We start from the raw sequence: 18,423 nt of genomic DNA on the forward strand, positions 1-18,423 counted from the left end.
CGCAAATGAATTTATAAAACGATTTCAATCTCCCCAGCGAATGGACGATGAATCGGTCGCATCATAGGCCTGCGCCCAATAATACCCGTCAGCCGTAATCCGTCTTGCAGCAAAGCCGATCTCCCCGGACGGGGCGGAAACCGCTTCGGAGCTGGCAGTAAAGGATCCGGCGGCTGCAGCTGTGCCGTTTACATATTTGCCGGCCATGAACGTGAAACGTCCGGATACACTGGCGGCGATTCCCGCTCCGGTCTTCAGATCGGCGACATGGAGCGTAACCGTGGCTTTGGAGCCGTCAAAACCAAGATTCATCTTCGATACGATCATCGGCTTAAGCGACGTGGGCTCTGTATGAGCCTTGACGGGATTGCTCGGGGGTCCCTCATTCCCGGAGGTATCGACGGCCGCAACTTTATAAACATAGCTCGTATCCGGCAGCAGCCCCATATCCCGGAAGCTTAATCCTTTGGAAATTCCGGCAAGATGCGTTTCATCGGGTGCAAAATCCGGTTCGGTTCCACGATAAATACGGTATTCTTCAACAGCCCTATTGTCCGCAGCGGGACCATATGTGATATCAATCCGCTGGTAATCGAATACGTTCGCCTGCGGATCAGCCGTCACCGCAGTCGGCGGCTCGTTGTCCGGCGGCCCTTGCCAGAAGACCGCTTCCGGTCCCCAAACAGGCGGAAGGTTGCGGATGGATTCATAGTGGTGGATCGCAATTCCCCCGAAGGCGGGGTTGCCGTCAAATGCGGCGTACACTTTATCTAGCTCCGCTTCCATGTACAGCCGTCCCTCTTCGTGGAAGGTAATGCTCTCAGGATCGCCTCCATCCGCTATATCTTTTGTTTCAACGCCAAGAATAACCGAATATGGCTTTCCTATTTTATTCGCATACTCCATTTCGCCCTTCGCCTGGTCAATGATTCCGACGCTTCCGTCAGCCTGATCGCGGTAATCCATAATGGAAATGTAATCGAGCGTATCCTGCACATGTTCCGAGAGAGGTTTTATGGAACCGTTCCATAAAATATCGGTCGCGTCCGCAGAGGTATCAAACCAGCGGGGAATCGCCGCCCCGACCTGAAGCGAAAGTCCGGAGGCTTGCTTGCGTTCCATTAGATTCTTTAGCATATCAAGATATTGAATCTGGACGGAAGGCTTGGCGTTTTTAAAATCAGGCAAACTGTATGGCTCGGTATCCATATTGACCCCATCAAAACGTTCGCGTTCTTTGGAGGATAGGTTATAGTTTAAAATCTGTTCGAATTCGGCAACGGCCTGTTTCCGGTATCGTTCATACGCTCCGAAATACGGCGGAATTGTTCCGCCCGCAATTAACGCTTGCACCTGATAACCGCGGTCATGGGCCCAACGGATAAAATCACGAACCTCAGCCCGTATATCTTCGAGCATCCGGATGCCATTGTATTTCCCCACCGCCAAATACCATGTGCGGATTGGGTCTTGGCCGAAAGTGTCAGTATCTGATGACATGGCATCCAGCACCGTTCTTGAACCGGGATTCAGGATCAAGGGATAAGAATCATTTTCCCAAATCCACATCGCTCTGTCTTGCGGACGTACCTCATGTTTCATCGTTGAAACTGCATCTTCTTCCATAACGCCCCTGTTGTCGTCTTCTATTTGGCCATTTCCGTCCCTAATCCCATCATACGTTCCAGTGGCATCGCTTCCATGATTCCCCACATCCGTTGATATCCCAGCCTTGACATACACGGTTTGGCTGTATCCGACATTTCCATTCACATCCTCGGCTTTCGCCTCCAGACTGATGATCTGCCCTGAAAATGGACCCATATTCCAGCGCAGCAAATAACCTGAGGCGGTTGGATCGGCATCCTGCCACTTCCCACCATTAATTCTAACCTGAACATGGCTGATACCGTTTTTACCTGATGCTCCTACTTGCACCGTTACCTGCCCTTGCAGTACCTCCTGCTCCGCAGGACTGATCACCCGCACTTCCGGTACATTTGCAGCAGGATGGTTCACTTCGATTTGTATAAAAGATGACCATGCATTGTAACGGGTAACCGCATCCTGCCCCCTTGCAACCAGTTCGACCTGACCATCATACATCGATAAATCAATGTCTGCGTACCAAGTACCGGCAGTTATGCCTTCCATATGGGCGTCTGTCAGCGAATCGCCGTTAACCACAATTTGGACGTCATAAACTCCTGCGTACGATCCGGTCAAATGCAGCATCCCCGCTTCAAGCGGTTCGCTCGTATCCGGAGGGTTGATCGTAATTTGCGGGGAAGCCGCAGCAGGCAAAGGCGAAACAAGCACAAATACCAGAACAAAAGACAAAACCAAACGATTCAGCCATACATAACCTGTCATCCTCTTTCGGGTCCGGTTCCTAACCTTCCCTTGTTTTATTGCCATAAGTCCCTTCACTTCCCTTCATCTCACGTGAAAGACCTTTGACATGATAACTGGAACAGGCAAAATGCGTTGAATGCAGAAGCTTGTCGTAGGAATAAAGCGCTTACTTTTTCATATTGCGACGAATTTCATGTTAGAACCGTAAGCAGGAAAAAATCACGTCCGCCCCACACGAAAGTGAAGCTAATGATTGCAAACACTGCTACTATTCTATACAATATTATACAAAACAAGTATATTATAACAAACAGACAAAACTTCTTTCCCATACAGCAGGCGTATACTCCATTCTACTAGTAATTCCCTTGCACACTACTCCTATATTTGCAGAGCCGGGAGTTACGCCATCATCGGAGAAATCCAAGCCGGTATCCAAGTATCCAACTCCAGGATTGTAACCGCTTTCCCCATGTGGTGCGGCCTGGAGCTATTGGTTCGGGATATAAAAGGCGTCCCCATTGACGGAGATTCCTATTTTTAAAATAATAAGGAGAATTAGACATGAATAAAAAAGCCATTGTAGAAGAGGAATTTCTACATTCCCAAGAAGATAATTTAGAAACGTTATTAAACAAGACTGCCCTCCTTCAAAAGCAGCTAAAAGCCAACAATCATCTTAACCCTAAATTCCCTTCAGAGACATTTCTTTATAAAAAAGAGTTGGAAAAGAGTTATATGCCTGAAACCGGAGTAAATACAGAGGGGGTGTTTGCAAGTTTATCTGAAATGTTTGATGGAAGCATGCGACCACAATCACCATATGCTCTCTTTAATATGCTTCCATCCCCCTTACTGGATACAGTGGCTGCAACAACAATGACGCAATTATACAATTCAAATAGTCTAATGGATACCTTTGGCGGCAAAACCATATTATTCGAACAACGTATAGCAAGGGCCATTGGTCGTTTAGTAGGCTGGGATCAATCGCATGGAATTTCCTGTAATGGCGGTAAATTAACCCTATTTTATGCCATTAAATCAGCCATTTCAAAAATCGTTCCTGAGTCAAGACGTGAAGGCATTCCAAAGGATCTCGTTGTTTTAACAAATGAGGGGGCGCATTATTGCGTTGAACATGTATGTTCAATACTTGGATTAGGGGCGAATCAATGCATTCGTATTGGAACAAAAGAAGATTGGCGAATGGACGTAGATAAACTAAAACAGGTTATTCACGATCAATTAGCCAAAGGTAAGCGTATCGCAGCCATTGTTTGTTGCGGCGGAACCACAATTAATTTCGCTTGTGATGATACAAATGAAGTTTATCAATGTGTAAAGCAGGTTTTTAAAGAAACGAACCAAACGTATTTCCCATATTTTCATCTGGATAGCGTTATCGGTTGGTTGTGGTTTAATTTTATGGGTTTAAGTGAAGAAGAATGGGAACAACGGGTTGAAAATCCTGAAATCCGCTTCAAAATTAAGCGAGTGGCACAAAAATTGGAAGGCGTCTCTCATTTTGATTCATTTGGTGTCGATATGCATAAAAATGGTTTATGTCCGTATTCAACAAGCTTTTTTGTTTCAAAAACAGATGAATGTTTTAATCTCTTGAATGATGGTTCATATACTTACGGAGAAAATGACTATGAATTTGGCAATTTTCGCGCCTATCGATATACTATTGAAAACTCTCGGCCAGCTACCGGCATCGCCGCTGCCTGGGTCGCAATGAATCGTTTAGGGAAAACAGGCTATCAAGAATATTTGGTCCGACTACATACATTAAGTTCATTGTTTAAAAAAGAATTAGAAAATCTAAGCGGCGTGTCTGTTATTACTGCTTCACTCGGCTGGGAAATTGTTTTTACGATTTCATTTAACCGGATTCAATCATATTCCTCCGATTTTGATCCGAACGAAATTGCCAAAACATTCATTCAATATTGTTGGAACGAAACGAATAAAGGACGGGAAATTCCATTAATTAGTATTGTGCCAGAATTTAAAGTGACTCCAGAGGATCGAACGAGAATAGCTTTTCTACTATATCCGATGCATTTATTTTCCGAGGATAAAACCGGAGAGATTATAAGTAAATTAGCCTCGTGTATTTACGAATTTGAAACGAAAGTACTATCAGGAGAAATTGTAATCGAGAATCGCCTCTTGGAAAAACCAATCCGCTGATAAACTCTTAATAATTTCGCAATTGGAAATCCAGATGGTTCTCCAAATCCCTGGGTAGAATTGCGCGCTCTATGAATTTCCGGATCGGTGGCCCGCAATTTAGCGGCTGATTGAAGCATCTTAACACATTGTCCCTTACGAAATACACCCCAATTGTTAGTTACGCCTAACAAATTGGGGTGCAGTTTTATTTATTCACCGGAAAACGGAAGGGTTATGCCAAAATAGGTCTGCAATGCCTTGTGGTATTCATCCGGAGAGCGTGGAACAAATGTTTGCGCCCCCGCTGATGTAAAAATTCTGAATTCATCTCCCGCCACCGTATTCCGCCCCTCCAGAGTACGGATAAATACCATCGCCGTCTGCGTAAAGATCGAGTCAGGAGCATGCTGACACCAATAGGAGGCCATCTCATAATCCTGCGGCAGCTGCGGTTCCTCGGTAAAGGAATAAATCCGGCTCCACTCCCCATGCTTTCGTTCACTCAACATCCAGCCGTAAAACGGGTCGAGCTCCAGTCGGTAACATTCCCCGCCCAGCTGTTGTTCAAGACCCTCTACTAGCAGCAAGGGCCGAGCCGGCACAATGCCTCCAACGCCGACATCGCAAATATAGGACTGCCCTTCCGCCTTTACCCGTAAAACATGATGTCTGCGCATCGGCGGCGGATTTGGTTCGTCACGCCAAAACCTCGCGAAATAGCGGGTAACCTGAAAACCAAGCTCCTCAAGCAACCAGCCGAACAATGCATTCAGTTCAAAGCAATATCCGCCGCGGCGGCGCAGCACGATTTTATCGTACAAATCATCCAACTCCAGGGACAGCGGTATCCCCTGCAAGATATCCAGGTTTTCATACGGCACAGCATAAATATGATGTTCTTGAAGGCTTGCCAGTGTGGACGCAGAGCGGTCGATCGCTCCGGTATACCCGATCCGCTCCAGATAAGCGGCAGCGCGCTGCGAGATTTGCGAATGGAATGAATTCATGGGACGATGTACCTCACCTTCATCGATATCAATTCTTCTTCTGTAGTCTTCCATATCGGAGCGTCCACCTCCTCCCTGCCGCAGCAAAAAAAGCGTTTTCATAGATCAATAGATTTATTGGAAATAGCAGATCTATGCGAAAATTGCTGATAGCGGCTAACTACGATTTTCCCTCGGTAGCCATCCGCCAATAGAAAAAAATCTCGACGTTCTTCAGGGGCGTTGGCACGTGGTCTTGAGCGTGGTTTGAACGATAGGAATGCAATTGATTCAAAGTGCATCCTCTCTACGCTCGATGCTGGTGCATTCAATGAACTCCTGCAAAAGAACATCCTCTTCACGCTCGATGCTTGCGCATTCAATGAATTCCTGCAAAAGAACATCCTCTTCACGCTCGATGCTTGCGCAATCAGTGAATTCCTGCTTAATGAATAATATTACGGGTATTTGAACAGTGGCATTATGAAATGGATTCTTGAATTCGTTTTTTGGATTTTAGTAAAATCCTCCATACAAAAATGACGGGCTGTTCCATCTGAAAAGTTGCAAAAGTGCATTTATTTTAGCGTTCCAGGCAACTATGGCTAGAAAGCTTGCAAAAGTGCATCTTTTCCCCGGCTTTTAGGCAGAGACAGGCGATTCATAGTCAAATGGATGTACTTTCGCAACAATTTTACATTTCACGCTATAAAAGGCCTGAAAAGGATGCACTTTCGCAACATTTTTCCTTTTCACATGATCAACTGTCTGCAAAAGCTTGCGCCCTGAATCCATTTCATATTGGATTGATATCGAGTATTTGAGCCGAAAAAGCCTGCATTTTTCAGGCTGTCGAGACCTCCCCCCCTTTCATTTCACGGGGTTTAAATTGCCTCGCGGGTCTCTCAAGTGGGGTGCTCAGAGCATTTTAAATCGATTTTTATTTTAAAAGATATGCTTCCCTGCTTCCCCCATATAAAAAATAGGGTGCCGAAAAGTCCGCTGGACATTCTCGACACCCTGATTTTTGCAGGCTTTTACCACACCTGCTGCTAGGCACCTTGTTCTGCTGCCCCTTCGGATTCCCCCAATTAGACAGCAGTATATCCGCCATCTAGACAGCAGTATATCCGCCATCCACAAGCAGGCTTGTGCCGGTGATGAACGATGCGTCGTCGCTGGCAAGGAACAGGACGGCTTTCGCAACTTCCTCCGGTTTGCCCAAGCGCCCCATTGGATGAAGCCCGATCAGATGATTGTTCAACGCTTCGGTTCGGCCCTGAATTAGCGGCGTATCGATGTAACCTGGGCAAACGGCGTTAATGCGTATTCCTTGGGAAGCATAGTCAGCGCTCAAGCTTTGGGTCAGCAGTTTCACGCCGCCTTTGGCGGACGCATAAGCGGTGACTCTCGATTTGCCGACATGGCTGTGAATGGAGCCGCAGTTCACGATCACGCCGCCAGCCCCTTGCGCCAGCATTTGCTTGATCGCATATTTATCGCAAAGGAAAACTCCGGACAGATTAATGTCGATCGTCCGCTGCCAGCTTTCGTATGACAGTTGATCCGCAGGCGCATCCTGCGCAATGCCCGCGTTCGCAAACAAAATGTCCAATTTTCCGTATTTCTCCACGGTTTGCTCAACCAAGCGAATGACATCCTGCTCCTTCGTTACATCGGTTTTGACGAATAACGCATCGAATCCTTGCTGGTTCAGTTCATCCGCAACAGCTTGTCCGCGATCCGCAAAATCCGCAATGACGACCTTTGCACCTTCCGCCGCAAACAGTCTAACAGTGGATTCACCGATTCCGCTTGCACCGCCCGTTACGATTGCTACTTTATTTTCAAATCTCATCTTTTCTCTCTCCCCGTACACAAATTGCATTAAACATTTCGAATAATTTTAAAAAAGTGGTTTGTACTGTTCGCTTCAACCTCGATTGTTTTTATGGTGGTTTAATATTAGGCATGTTATATATTGTTCTATCAGTTTGCCGTGGCGCCGCCGTCGATGATAAATTCGGAGCCTGTAGAATAAGACGACTCGTCGGAAGCCAGGAACAAAACCAGATTGGATACTTCTTCGACGGTACCGAACCTTCCCATTGGAGCCACGCGTTTCCCGAGCTCTGCCTCGGACATCTGGCTCATTTGTGCCGCATAATCACCCATGGCGGTGTTGATATATGCCGGATGGATGGAATTGACCCGAACATTGGCAGAGGCGTATTCAATCGCCGCATCTTTGGTCATCGTCCGTACCGCGCCTTTAGTTGCTCCATACGCCAAATGTCCCGACGCTCCAATCAGACCGGCAATAGAGGAAGCGTTAATAACCGAACCGCTTTTTTGTTTGGCCATCACCGGTAGGACATGCTTCAAGCCCAGGAAAACGCCCGTCACATTGATCGAAATCATCCGGTTCCACTCATCCAAGCCAATCTCCGCAATCGGTTTAATAAAGTAAATACCGGCGTTATTGAACAACACATCGATAGCACCGAATTGATTTAATGACTCCTCAACGATACTCTTCCATTGGTCTTCGTTGCTTACATCATGTTTGAATGCCAGGGCCGTACCGCCCGCCTTTTCGATTTCCGCCGCCGTCTGGCTTACGCTTTCCAAGCTGATATCCGTAACGATGACTTTGGCGCCTTCTTGCGCGAATCGAATTGCCGTTGTTTTTCCGATGCCTGCTCCCGCGCCTGTAATAAGTGCGACTTTACCTTCCAATCTCATGCGACCTCTTCCTTTCCATCCATTGCTTTGTGGCAGATCATAATCAATAACTAAGGGGCATGCAGTGCTCCAGCTTTAGTTCAAAGGTACCCCCAAACTTTACTTCTATGGTATCATCGAAATTAATTAAAAAAAATTTAATTATTTTTAATTTGATTTAAGAACAACTTAAACCAAGGAGGCGGATCATCATGAATATCGAAAGATTGGAGTATTTAGTTGAAGCTGCCAAAACAGGCTCCTTGTCTAAAGCTGCCCAAAATCTTCATGTGACCATCTCGGCAATCAGCCAATCCATTTCAAGCCTGGAGGAAGAATGGGGAGTTACGCTTCTCAAGCGGTCGAGAACAGGCGCTATCCCTACCCCCGAAGGAGAAGTCATCATTAATAAAGCTATTGAGCTGCTGCAAAAGTACAATGAGTTAAAAGAAGCAGCGTTAGGTTATTCCGAAACGGTTGAGGGAAGATTGAGGGTAGCCACCATCCCTGGTCCCGTGTTTCTCTTGGAGCAAGCCGTGCTTGATTTTAAAAAACAACATCCGCAGGTTAAAGTCGAAATCGCCGAGCAAGGATCGCAGGACATCATCGATGATATTTTGAATGATAAAAGCGACCTTGGCATTATCATTCTATTTAAAAACCGTTTGATTGAGCATATGGACCTGGAATTCGAGCGCCTGTTAAAAGTAAAGATGGTGGCGGCTACAAGCCTCCGCTCCCCGCTCGCCTTTAAAAAGGTAATTACGCCGGCGGAGCTTATCCAGCAACCGGTTGTCCTGTATAATGATGATTATGTAAAGTGGTTTATGGATGAGTTTCAGAAAAAGTACGGAAATGCCGACATTGTCTACACGACCAATAATCGGGCTTTAATCAGCCGTGCCTGCATGAATTATTTGGCGGTAACGCTGGGACTCAATTATTCCTTCATCACGGAGCCTTTATTTCCGGAAGACGATACCATAATCCTGGATTTGGATCTTCCGCAGCAAAGCCCGGTATATTTGGGAGTGATCCAGCGAAAAGACCGTACGCCATCGACCATTTCCCGCCATTTTCTCGAACGATTGAAACATGATATATCCGAATTGCGGCAAATGATGTAATCTAGATTGGAAGCAAAGCCGAGGAGGAGCTTGTAGCAATGAATTTTTCGTCCCTTATTCTAGGATTAATTCTATTCCTTAACTTTATATTTGCATTATTCGTTGTGTTTAAAGAACGCAGGGACGCCGGTACAACCTGGGCCTGGCTGCTGGTTCTATCTTTTATTCCGATTGCCGGCTTTTTGCTGTACCTGCTGTTCGCCCAGAACTTCCGGCATGTGCGTCTGTTTCATTGGGGGGACCTCAAAAAAATTGGCGTCGAGGAGACTTTGCTGGAGCAGCTCGAGCAGATGCAGAATGGAAACTATCAATTCCGCAACGAATCGGCACGCAAAAACCGCGATTTGATTTACATGCATCTGAATAACAACCATTCTATTTTTACGGAGGAAAATGCGGTCGATATCATTACAGACGGACAGGAAAAATTCGACCGGCTGTTCAAAGACATTGCAGAAGCAAAAAATTATATTCATGTCCAATACTACATCATTCGGAATGATGCCTTGGGCAAAAAACTGATTGGCATTCTCACGCAAAAAGCAAAAGAAGGCGTCAAAGTCAGAGTATTATATGATCAGCTTGGTTCCAAAACATTGACAAAAAGATTTTTCCGCGAATTCCGCGCTGCCGGCGGATTAGCCGAGGCTTTTTTCCCTTCGCGGCTGCGGCTCATCAATTTGCGGCTTAATTACCGTAATCACCGCAAGCTTGTTATTATTGACGGTGATATCGGTTATGTCGGCGGATTTAACGTAGGTGATGAATATCTGGGGCTCAACTCAAGTTTTGGATATTGGCGGGACACCCACCTCAGGATCACCGGTTCGGCCGTATATGCTATGCAGATCCGGTTTATTTTGGATTGGAACCAAGCGTCGCATCATCATTCCATTACATATACCCCCAATTTATTCCCCCGCGTGGAGCATGCAGGAAAAATTGGGATGCAGATCGTAACCAGCGGCCCGGATAGCGAGTTCGAACATATCAAAAACGGATATATCAAAATGATATCGTCAGCCAAAAAATCAATTTATATTCAGACGCCTTACTTTATCCCGGATGCAAGTTTGCTCGATGCGCTGCGGATTGCCGCCTTGTCCGGCGTCGAGGTGAAAATCATGATTCCCGATAAACCGGATCATATCTTTGTATACTGGGCAACGTATTCATACATTGGCCAGCTCCTGAAAACCGGGGCTACCGTGTATCTGTACAATAATGGATTTATACATGCCAAAACGATCGTGATCGATGAGGAAATCTCGTCGGTAGGAACGGCCAATATCGATTTCCGTAGTTTCAAGCTGAATTTTGAGGTTAACGCCTTTTTGTATGATGAACGAATTGCGAAAAAGCTGACCGAAGTGTTCGATGAGGATTTGCGTGTTTCCAGGCAGCTCACGCTGCATGAATACGAACAGCGTCCGAGATGGATTCGACTCAAGGAGTCCGTTTCCCGTCTGCTTTCGCCGATTTTATAATGAATTTTAGAAGCTGTCCTACCGTGGACAGCTTCTTTTTGCGTGCACCTTATTTCATTTCAAGCGACTGATTGATCTGCGACCAGGCCGGCTTGCCGAAGAGCCCCAAACGCCAAAACGCAACGCCTTTGAGATCATATCGTTTGGCCAGGCCGATTTTGGAATTTACCGTTGTATCCTTCTCGCTTCCTAGCGAAATTCCCAAGATCAGCTTGTCCTTGCTTGTTTCGTTAAGCGCTAAACGGATGGCTTCATCCACTTTGTTCAGCGGCTCAGGCCCTTTTTCCTGTTCGAATGCATATGCCATAATGACCAGGTCATCGGCCAAATTCGCCAATGTTTTGTAATCGTATCCGGAATAAGAGCTGTTCAGCGGATGCAGAACTACAGTCAACTTAAGCCCTGCCTGATGGGCTTTGCCTGAAAGATTTTTGATAAATCCGTTGTAATCCGATTTCACTTTGTTTTTGTCCCCGGTGAGACCCAGTCCTTCAAGATCGAGCGCAATGCCTTTGAATCCTTTTTCGGATGCGGTCTTCACGATTTGCGAAATCGTATTTGCCTGCAGTGCAGGATCTTCCAAATTTTTCGTGAGCTCATGGTTGGAATCAACCGAGTAGACCATCAGGTATGGCGCCGTCCCCTGCTGGGCCGCATCCTGAATAATCGATTCAGGCGTGATGTCGCCCGCTGCCTGCGGCCATTTGTATTCCTTGCCTTCAACCGTGAATTGCCCGTTCGCATCAATCCGGCTCCAGCCAAAAGCAACGGAATTAAACGAAGGGATATATGCCCGCTCATCAAAGGAAGAAAGCGCATAAAAACCCATCGTGTACATTTCTTTTTGCGGCGAGGTGATCGATACGGTTTGTGTCGGTTGATCCCATGCTACCTCTGCCCCAAACTGCTGGCTGAAGAAGCTGAGCGGGATCATCGTGCTGTTTTGGATCGTTTGCGGTGCGTTGGCGAGTGGGACGGACTTTCCGTCGACCAGGGCATTTTTACTGCCGATGGTGAGTACCACCTTCTTGGTTTCTCCGTTGCTTGCTTTGGTCGCCGTGATCGTCTGCTCCTTCGGATTCCATACCACGGCAATCCCCAGCGCCTCTGAAATGGCGCGGAAAGGCACCATGGTCGTTCCTTTCATGACGGTCGGCTGCACCGGAAAAGCCAGCGGGTAGCCATCAAGCATGATGCCGACTTTGCCCGAAGCGGCTTCCGCTGACGGAATGGCGGCAAATGATCCGGCGAGGATCGCGGAACTCAAAATAATTTTTCCTATTATTTTCATAGTTAGCTCTCCTTGTAAAACTAGCAATATTTCAACTCATAGATTACTAGATTTACTATATCACTAGTCCGGATGCCATTTCTACTTTTGAACTCCCCTAGTTTCTATTGACCTCCACCTCCACCGCCAGCTGATCCAGCTCTTGTTCGGTATAATCCCCATCCTCGGGATGCACCGGAAATTTCATAAGGACAGGCACAATGATAACCTTCTTGGCTTCTTTCGGAATCGGTTCGGCATATAAGCGCACATCTTTCAGTTGACTCCACTGGTCTTCAGGGAGCTTGCGGTCTTTGATCCGGCTGGAGTCCACGGAGGTCACGATGTTAAGGGGTTGCCCTTCCGCTTTGATCAAATATTTGATGCCGTAAAAGGTCTTTTCAGCTTTCTGGTTAGCCGCAATCATGCTCTGCGGTATTTCCCAGTGAAGCTTCCATTCGGAAGCAGTATCCGAAAAACGGGCTTGAACCACGTTAAACCGGACTTGCTGAAAATCGCGGGCTGCGCTCTCTTGATATATTTCGCTTGCAACGCCGTTTCCGGTTTGTTGGATATCAACGGCAAAATCCCAGTTCCCCTGTACCGTTTGCTGCCCCGCTGCATCTGTACTCGTGTCCATCACTCCAAGCGCAGGAACATGAACTAGAAGCTTGAATTTTTCCGGAAGTTTACCCTGAAAGAAATAGTTGACGATTCCCGCTTTGCCCTGATTCAGCACACCTCCGGAATCCGATTTCAAGACTGCGGGATCCAATTGTTTGATGGTCGCGTCCAGTTTGAAATCCGGAATGACATGGACATCCTTGGACATTACATTATCTTTTTTCTCAAGGCTGTAACTCAAGGAAAGTCTCATTCCATCGAATCTGGTCTCATGAATCTTTAAAATATAACCTTGATCTTCTTTTTGAGCCAGCACAGGCAGCACGGTCCCCCCTGAATCGTTTTTGCCTGAAGCAAGCCCCCGATCTCCCATCCATGAGAAAATGGAATGCACCCATGGCTTGATGGCGTCGGCAAAGGTGCTTTTGGAAAGAGCTATGATGGAAAAAGCCAACAGCAAACACGCCACGAATCCGGCAGCCGCTTTGCCCATGCGTAATCTATCCCTTCGTTCATGTGTTGGATCATGAGGCAGCCGGTTCAATGTGTCATCGATGCGCCGCCTTACCACATCCGGAATGGGATGCAGGCTATTTTCCATATTCGCTTTAATCCGCTCGTCCAGGACCGCTCGCTTCATTGCTGCTCCGCCTCCCCTTCCGTTTCTTTGAACAATACGGCTAATTTTGCCCTTGCCCGGTGCAGCCTCGATTTGACTGCGGATTCCGAAATCCCCAATGTTTGCGCTATATCTTTTACGGGAAAATCCTCCAAATAATACAACATGACAACCTCCTTATGTTCGAAGTCCAGACCGCATAGAAAATCATAAAGTTCAAGCTGCGACGCAGCTTCTATGCGATTGGATGGGTCCGCCCTCTCAACGATGTGCTTCAGCGGAATCACTTTGCCCTTTTGCCTGATCAATTGCCTGCATTCGTTAATGAGAATCCGGATGAGCCAGGTTCGAAAATACGCCGGTTCCCTCAGTTTGGTTATTCCTTTATAGGCTTTAAGGATGGTCTCTTGGATCGCATCAGCCGCGTCTTCATCCGACTTAAAAAATCCTTTGGCTATTGCATACATCATCTGCTCGTTTTCATGGATCAGGCAAATAAAAGCTTCGCGCGAGCCGCTTCTGGCCTCCTGCACGGTTTGTATGCTGCTCAATCAAAGCACGTCTCCTCTCTCTGCTTTTAACCATTAGATGGGGAAATACGAAGTGCGGTTGCCCAAATTCTCAAAATTTGTATGCATAGCAAAAAACCCGCCATTTAGACGGGTTTTAATAATCATGAATTAAAAAGCAGATTCACCGAGTATTGTTTGCCTTCCAACAGATCATACTCTACCATTCTGTAATCGTTAACCAGTTCTTGCTGCTCCGGATTCAGTCCTGAGATGACGCCCGAAGAACCAATCAGAACCTGTTTGTTAAGCCCAGGAATTTCCGATTTGACTTTTTCAAGCAATCTGTAATAAGGCGGCATATTCTGTCCGCTTAACTGAAAAACAGTCGGTCCGATAAATGCAGGGCTCAGCGTTCCCACTGATTGTTTGCCGATATCGAAATTCGCCATGTAGAGCAGCTTCGTTTCGTGCTTTAATCTTGGGTTATCGTTCCAGCCCGTTTGCGTGTAAATCCCTTCGGACAATGCCGGCAGGTGATCTCCCCAAAATACGACGATGGTCGGCCGCTTGATGTTCTTGATTTCCTTGCTTAGATATGCAAGCGCATCGTCGGTCAATTTGGTATCATGCACGTACGTTTCAAGTTCATCTTTATATTCCTGCTTTACGCCGCCCACCGTAATGGTATTCTCGCCATTCAATCCTTTGGTAAACGGAAAATGGTTTTGCATGGTTACCAAATGAAGGAATGTTGGTTTGTCCGCTTTTTTCAGCTCGCTAACGGCTTCCTGCACGGCAAACATATCCGAGATGTATCCGTTTGGCGTGAAACGATCGGCATTCTGCATATCCTTTTCGCTTGTAAACTGGTCAAAGCCAAGAATCGGGTACACCCGGTTGCGGTTATAAAAGGTATCGTCAAACGGGTGGAGCGCTTTGGCCTCATATCCTTTTTCTTTGAGGATGCTGACAATCGACGGCAGTGACGGCATTTTGACGATCCGCTGCTGATACGGAATCGAGCCGTCTTTCAGAAAATACATCGATAATCCTGTTAAAGCTTCGAATTCAATATTGGCCGTATTCCCGCCAAATTCAGGTGACAGCATAAATCCGGATGGCGTCGTATTCTGCACCCGATGGATGAACTGCAATGGATCTTGACTGAACGTATACGTCGGCATTCGGGTCGGATCGAAAAAAGCCTCGTCCATCAAATACATTATATTTGGTTGTTCAGCTGGGGCCTTTCCGCTTGGCGTATCCGGCAGACCGCTGTATTTTTGGGCAATTTCAGCGATCGCTTCCTCACTGTACCCATCCGGCTTGTCCATCAAATTCTGATTCAGATTGCCTGTAAAAGCATACACAAATCCGTTTTGCGAATAATTCACCTTCTGGTTCCAAGGAATGCTTTGATATTTCATCGAAGTGGCCAGCACATGCTGTCCGCCAACCATTTGGATGAAACCGGCAATCATCATGATAGAAACGACCACTAGCGTTAAACGCAGCGGCAGTTGAACTTTGATTTTGGGCAGCTTGCAGATCAAGTAGATCAGCGCCGCAATCAGAACGATGACCGCAACCACCGCAATCGGCGATATCATCCCTTTGGTGATTTTACTCATTTCTTTGGCATTTTTAATCTGCATCAAATCCCAAGGAAAAAGCGGTTCTCCGGTTGTCCCCAGTTTTTTGTAGTTGGCTAACGCCAGAATCGAACAAACCAAAAACGCAATCAGCGCGCCCGAATACATATTCGGAATAACCGCCGCAAATACGAGCAAAATAAAAAAGAAAAACAAACTACCGGAAATATATAGCCAGCAATATTGCGAGATCCAGGCAAAAACGCTGCCGAAATCCATATTCAGCGAAGCTGCCTGCATGATGAAATTCAACACAAAGCCGCCGAGGAGGAATGAGAGCAGCGCTGCTCCCAGCCGCTTCGATGGCTTGAAATACTGAAACACAAATATCCTCTCCCATCTTTTCTAGGCGAATAGTATACGACAGTAATCTTAAAAATAGATTAAAATCTTCGAAGTTACCATATCTATTTATAATAACATGTGAAATCCTTTAATTCCGGGATATAACAAAAATAACCACAAAGCAAAGTGGAGTCCATACTTTTTGATATTTGCTTCCAGCCACTTTGCGGGAACCCCAAAAAACTCATAAATTCTAAAATCACAAAAAAAAAGGATGCGCCTTCAGTTCCGCTGAGGCCGTCATCCTAATGTCCAGAAGTGTATATTTGCTAACTATAATTCTATGATTTGCCAACCTAAATTGATAAGCCAAACCCTATTTCCGCTTCATACTGCGGATTAGTCTCTTGGTTTCGGCATCGACTCGCAAAGATTCCGTTATTTTTTGCAGCGCCTTATTATACGTAAAATCATCGACAGAGCTATGCTGCAAATAGGCCATGGTCGGAATAGGTTGTTTTACGTAGCAGATCGATAACGCCCAGGCTACAGCCATTCTGACATAATAGGCATCATGCCGGATGTTGTCCAGAATATGCAGCACACGTTCAATATAGGTTTCATTCGCATAATAATCAAGCAGCATGACTACGCCAAACCGGATTTCATATTCCTTGTCGGATTGCAAATAGGGCTGCAGAAATTCCCACACCAGCTCCTGATGGGTTTTGGCGAATTTCAAACCTGTGCAAAAACTGTCGCATACGGACCAGTTATCAATCTTCGGAATAAATGCAGCCACCAACCCTAGCTTCTCATTCACGTCTGCTTTAATATATTCAATCAACATGCCTTGGAGCATGATTTCTTCAAAATAATCACATTCCGCCTGCTCTAGATAAGCGCGCCAGTCTTCTTTGGCGATTCTCTTGGCCAATTTCCGAAGCTCCGGGATCCGTACGCCGAGCAGATTGGTAACCCCCGGGATCAATGACGCCGAGAATTTCTGATAATCTTCTTCTGCAAGCTCCAGCAATTCCTCCCGAATGGTTGTCGTCACTTTATAAACTCCTTCCTAATATCTGCTGCAAATCAGCAATAAACATTCTTATTCAAACGATATTTTCCATAGATAGATGGATGCGACGGAACCGTAGGGAGAATAGCGTTCCCTGTACCCGTCAAACTCTTTTTTCGTCATGCTGTCCAGTCCATACAGTTTCATCATTCCCCGACGGATCGCAACATCTCCAAAGCTCACCACATCCGGCCGTTCCAGGGCATGGAGCAGCAGCATTTCGGCGGTCCATTGGCCAATGCCGTCCAGCGCGGTCAACCTGCGGATAACTTCCTGATCAGGCAGATGATGAAGCTCACTCAAATCTAGTTCCCCGGAAGAGATTTTGGCGGCGATCCGGTGAATACATTCGGCTTTTTTCCGGGTCAATCCGCAGGCTTGAATTTGCTCCGGGAAATGTCCGGCAATTGTAACGGGATCCATGCTTTTAAAATGGTGTTGCATCCGCTGCCAAATCGATTCTGCGGTTTTGACCGAAATCAGCTGGCCGACAACCGCATAAATCAATGCATGGAACAGGTCCGGCATCGTTTCGCGCTCCACCTTCCCTAACCTTGAAATGGCATCGCCAAGGACAGGGTCCGCTTGTTTCAGCGCATCCGTTTCTGTCTTGCCATACTTAAAAAACGAGGTTTCGATGAGCGGCATTTCCCCTGCTCCGCCTTTCTTCCTTGATTAATCTGAACGTAAAATGTTAAGGTTCAAAACCTTTTTGGCTGATATACACGTCACTTTCCGCAAAAACCCGGATAAATCGTTCATAAACCATGCGGTATGCCTCCCGGCTGTACCACTCCTCAAGGCCGAGTTCCTGATAAATCCGCTCAACCCCTAAACTTCGCGTGCGTTTGCCTCCGCTGCCATCCCCCATAAAATAATCGTCAATGCAGATGCGGTTAACCAGCGGACGCAGCTTAACCGGGAACTCTTCCGAGCTTGGAAGTACCGGGGCAATCGTGGCTTGAGCCGGTATGCCGGCTTCCTTCAGCTGTTTTAAAGTCCGAAGCCTGGCTTCAATCGGAGGCGTTCCTGGCGTAAAACGCAGGCGAATGTCCTCACGGTCCGTTTCCACCGTCATGCTGACTCTCACCCGCTCCCCCAACCGGAGCAGCAGATCGATATCCCTTTTTAAAAGGGGACTTCTTGTTTGGACGAGCAGAAAATCCGGCGGATCTTCCGTCATGACTTCAAGAAGAGAACGGGTGACGCAGGCTTTGGCTTCTTCCGGTTGGTACGGGTCCGTACTGGAAGACATGAAAATCGTCACAGGACCTTTGCTCTTGGCTTTGCGAAGTTCCTTGCGAAACACATCGGCCGCGCCTTGTTTTATATCCACCCAAGTACCCCAAGGTTTGCCGCGAAAGGTTGACACCGGCATCTGCCGCACATAGCAATAAGAGCAGCCAAATGAGCAGCCTGCATAGGGATTTAGCGAATGCGTGTATCCGGACAGAAAACCTGTACCTTTATTCAGCATCGATTTGGGTGTTTTGTATTCAGGCGTATAGACCATGCAGCCCCTC

Annotated in this window: 14 protein-coding genes; 3 read left to right on the forward strand and 11 right to left on the reverse strand. The window is 46.7% G+C overall.

What is annotated here, in order from left to right:
* Positions 1 to 24: 24 nt before the first annotated feature.
* Positions 25 to 2,418: an Ig-like domain-containing protein gene (locus L6442_RS18795; RefSeq protein ID WP_237099985.1), complete on the reverse strand. Its 2,394-nt coding sequence runs from the start codon at positions 2,416 to 2,418 to the stop codon at positions 25 to 27.
* A 501-nt stretch (positions 2,419 to 2,919) separates the two neighbouring features.
* Between L6442_RS18795 and L6442_RS18800 the strand changes: the two genes are divergently transcribed.
* Positions 2,920 to 4,554, forward strand: coding sequence for a pyridoxal phosphate-dependent decarboxylase family protein (locus L6442_RS18800; RefSeq protein WP_212976608.1), 1,635 nt, complete (start codon positions 2,920 to 2,922; stop codon positions 4,552 to 4,554).
* A gap of 191 nt (positions 4,555 to 4,745) precedes the next feature.
* On the opposite strand, the gene L6442_RS18805 is transcribed toward L6442_RS18800, so the two are convergent.
* The 3 genes from L6442_RS18805 to L6442_RS18815 all read right to left on the reverse strand — a co-directional run bounded on the left by L6442_RS18805 (position 4,746) and on the right by L6442_RS18815 (position 8,267).
* Complete coding sequence (locus L6442_RS18805) at positions 4,746 to 5,543, reverse strand: arylamine N-acetyltransferase family protein (RefSeq protein ID WP_212976856.1); 798 nt, start codon at positions 5,541 to 5,543, stop codon at positions 4,746 to 4,748.
* A gap of 1,093 nt (positions 5,544 to 6,636) precedes the next feature.
* Positions 6,637 to 7,380 (reverse strand): SDR family NAD(P)-dependent oxidoreductase, encoded by a 744-nt coding sequence (locus L6442_RS18810; RefSeq protein WP_212976609.1) that lies wholly within the window; start codon positions 7,378 to 7,380, stop codon positions 6,637 to 6,639.
* Positions 7,381 to 7,511: 131 nt separating this feature from the next.
* The gene (locus L6442_RS18815; RefSeq protein ID WP_212976610.1) at positions 7,512 to 8,267 is read right to left on the reverse strand and encodes an SDR family NAD(P)-dependent oxidoreductase; all 756 of its coding nucleotides are present in this window, start codon (positions 8,265 to 8,267) and stop codon (positions 7,512 to 7,514) included.
* A 191-nt stretch (positions 8,268 to 8,458) separates the two neighbouring features.
* Here L6442_RS18815 and L6442_RS18820 point away from each other — a divergent pair, with 191 nt between their 5' ends.
* Together L6442_RS18820 and cls are read left to right on the forward strand one after the other, a co-directional pair.
* On the forward strand, positions 8,459 to 9,373 hold the full coding sequence (locus tag L6442_RS18820; RefSeq protein WP_212976611.1) for a LysR family transcriptional regulator: 915 nt from the start codon (positions 8,459 to 8,461) through the stop codon (positions 9,371 to 9,373).
* Between the two features lie 38 nt (positions 9,374 to 9,411).
* The gene (gene cls, locus L6442_RS18825) at positions 9,412 to 10,860 is read left to right on the forward strand and encodes a cardiolipin synthase (RefSeq protein ID WP_194235314.1); all 1,449 of its coding nucleotides are present in this window, start codon (positions 9,412 to 9,414) and stop codon (positions 10,858 to 10,860) included.
* Positions 10,861 to 10,909: 49 nt separating this feature from the next.
* On the opposite strand, the gene L6442_RS18830 is transcribed toward cls, so the two are convergent.
* From L6442_RS18830 to L6442_RS18860, 7 genes are all read right to left on the reverse strand, one after another.
* Positions 10,910 to 12,151: a stalk domain-containing protein gene (locus L6442_RS18830; protein WP_212976612.1), complete on the reverse strand. Its 1,242-nt coding sequence runs from the start codon at positions 12,149 to 12,151 to the stop codon at positions 10,910 to 10,912.
* A 97-nt stretch (positions 12,152 to 12,248) separates the two neighbouring features.
* Positions 12,249 to 13,394, reverse strand: coding sequence for a DUF4179 domain-containing protein (locus L6442_RS18835; RefSeq protein WP_212976613.1), 1,146 nt, complete (start codon positions 13,392 to 13,394; stop codon positions 12,249 to 12,251).
* Positions 13,391 to 13,924: a sigma-70 family RNA polymerase sigma factor gene (locus L6442_RS18840; protein ID WP_212976614.1), complete on the reverse strand. Its 534-nt coding sequence runs from the start codon at positions 13,922 to 13,924 to the stop codon at positions 13,391 to 13,393. The genes L6442_RS18835 and L6442_RS18840 overlap by 4 nt, the downstream gene beginning before the upstream one ends.
* 122 nt (positions 13,925 to 14,046) lie before the next feature.
* On the reverse strand, positions 14,047 to 15,861 hold the full coding sequence (locus L6442_RS18845) for an LTA synthase family protein (RefSeq protein WP_212976615.1): 1,815 nt from the start codon (positions 15,859 to 15,861) through the stop codon (positions 14,047 to 14,049).
* 337 nt (positions 15,862 to 16,198) lie between these two features.
* Positions 16,199 to 16,882 (reverse strand): DNA alkylation repair protein, encoded by a 684-nt coding sequence (locus L6442_RS18850; protein WP_212976616.1) that lies wholly within the window; start codon positions 16,880 to 16,882, stop codon positions 16,199 to 16,201.
* Between the two features lie 48 nt (positions 16,883 to 16,930).
* On the reverse strand, positions 16,931 to 17,548 hold the full coding sequence (locus tag L6442_RS18855; RefSeq protein WP_212976617.1) for a DNA-3-methyladenine glycosylase family protein: 618 nt from the start codon (positions 17,546 to 17,548) through the stop codon (positions 16,931 to 16,933).
* A gap of 46 nt (positions 17,549 to 17,594) precedes the next feature.
* Positions 17,595 to 18,413 carry an SPL family radical SAM protein gene (locus tag L6442_RS18860; RefSeq protein ID WP_212976618.1) on the reverse strand — a complete coding sequence of 273 codons (819 nt, stop codon included), beginning with the start codon at positions 18,411 to 18,413 and terminating at the stop codon, positions 17,595 to 17,597.
* Positions 18,414 to 18,423 lie beyond the last annotated feature (10 nt).

Source organism: Paenibacillus azoreducens (assembly GCF_021654775.1).
Lineage (GTDB): Bacteria > Bacillota > Bacilli > Paenibacillales > Paenibacillaceae > Paenibacillus_AQ > Paenibacillus_AQ azoreducens.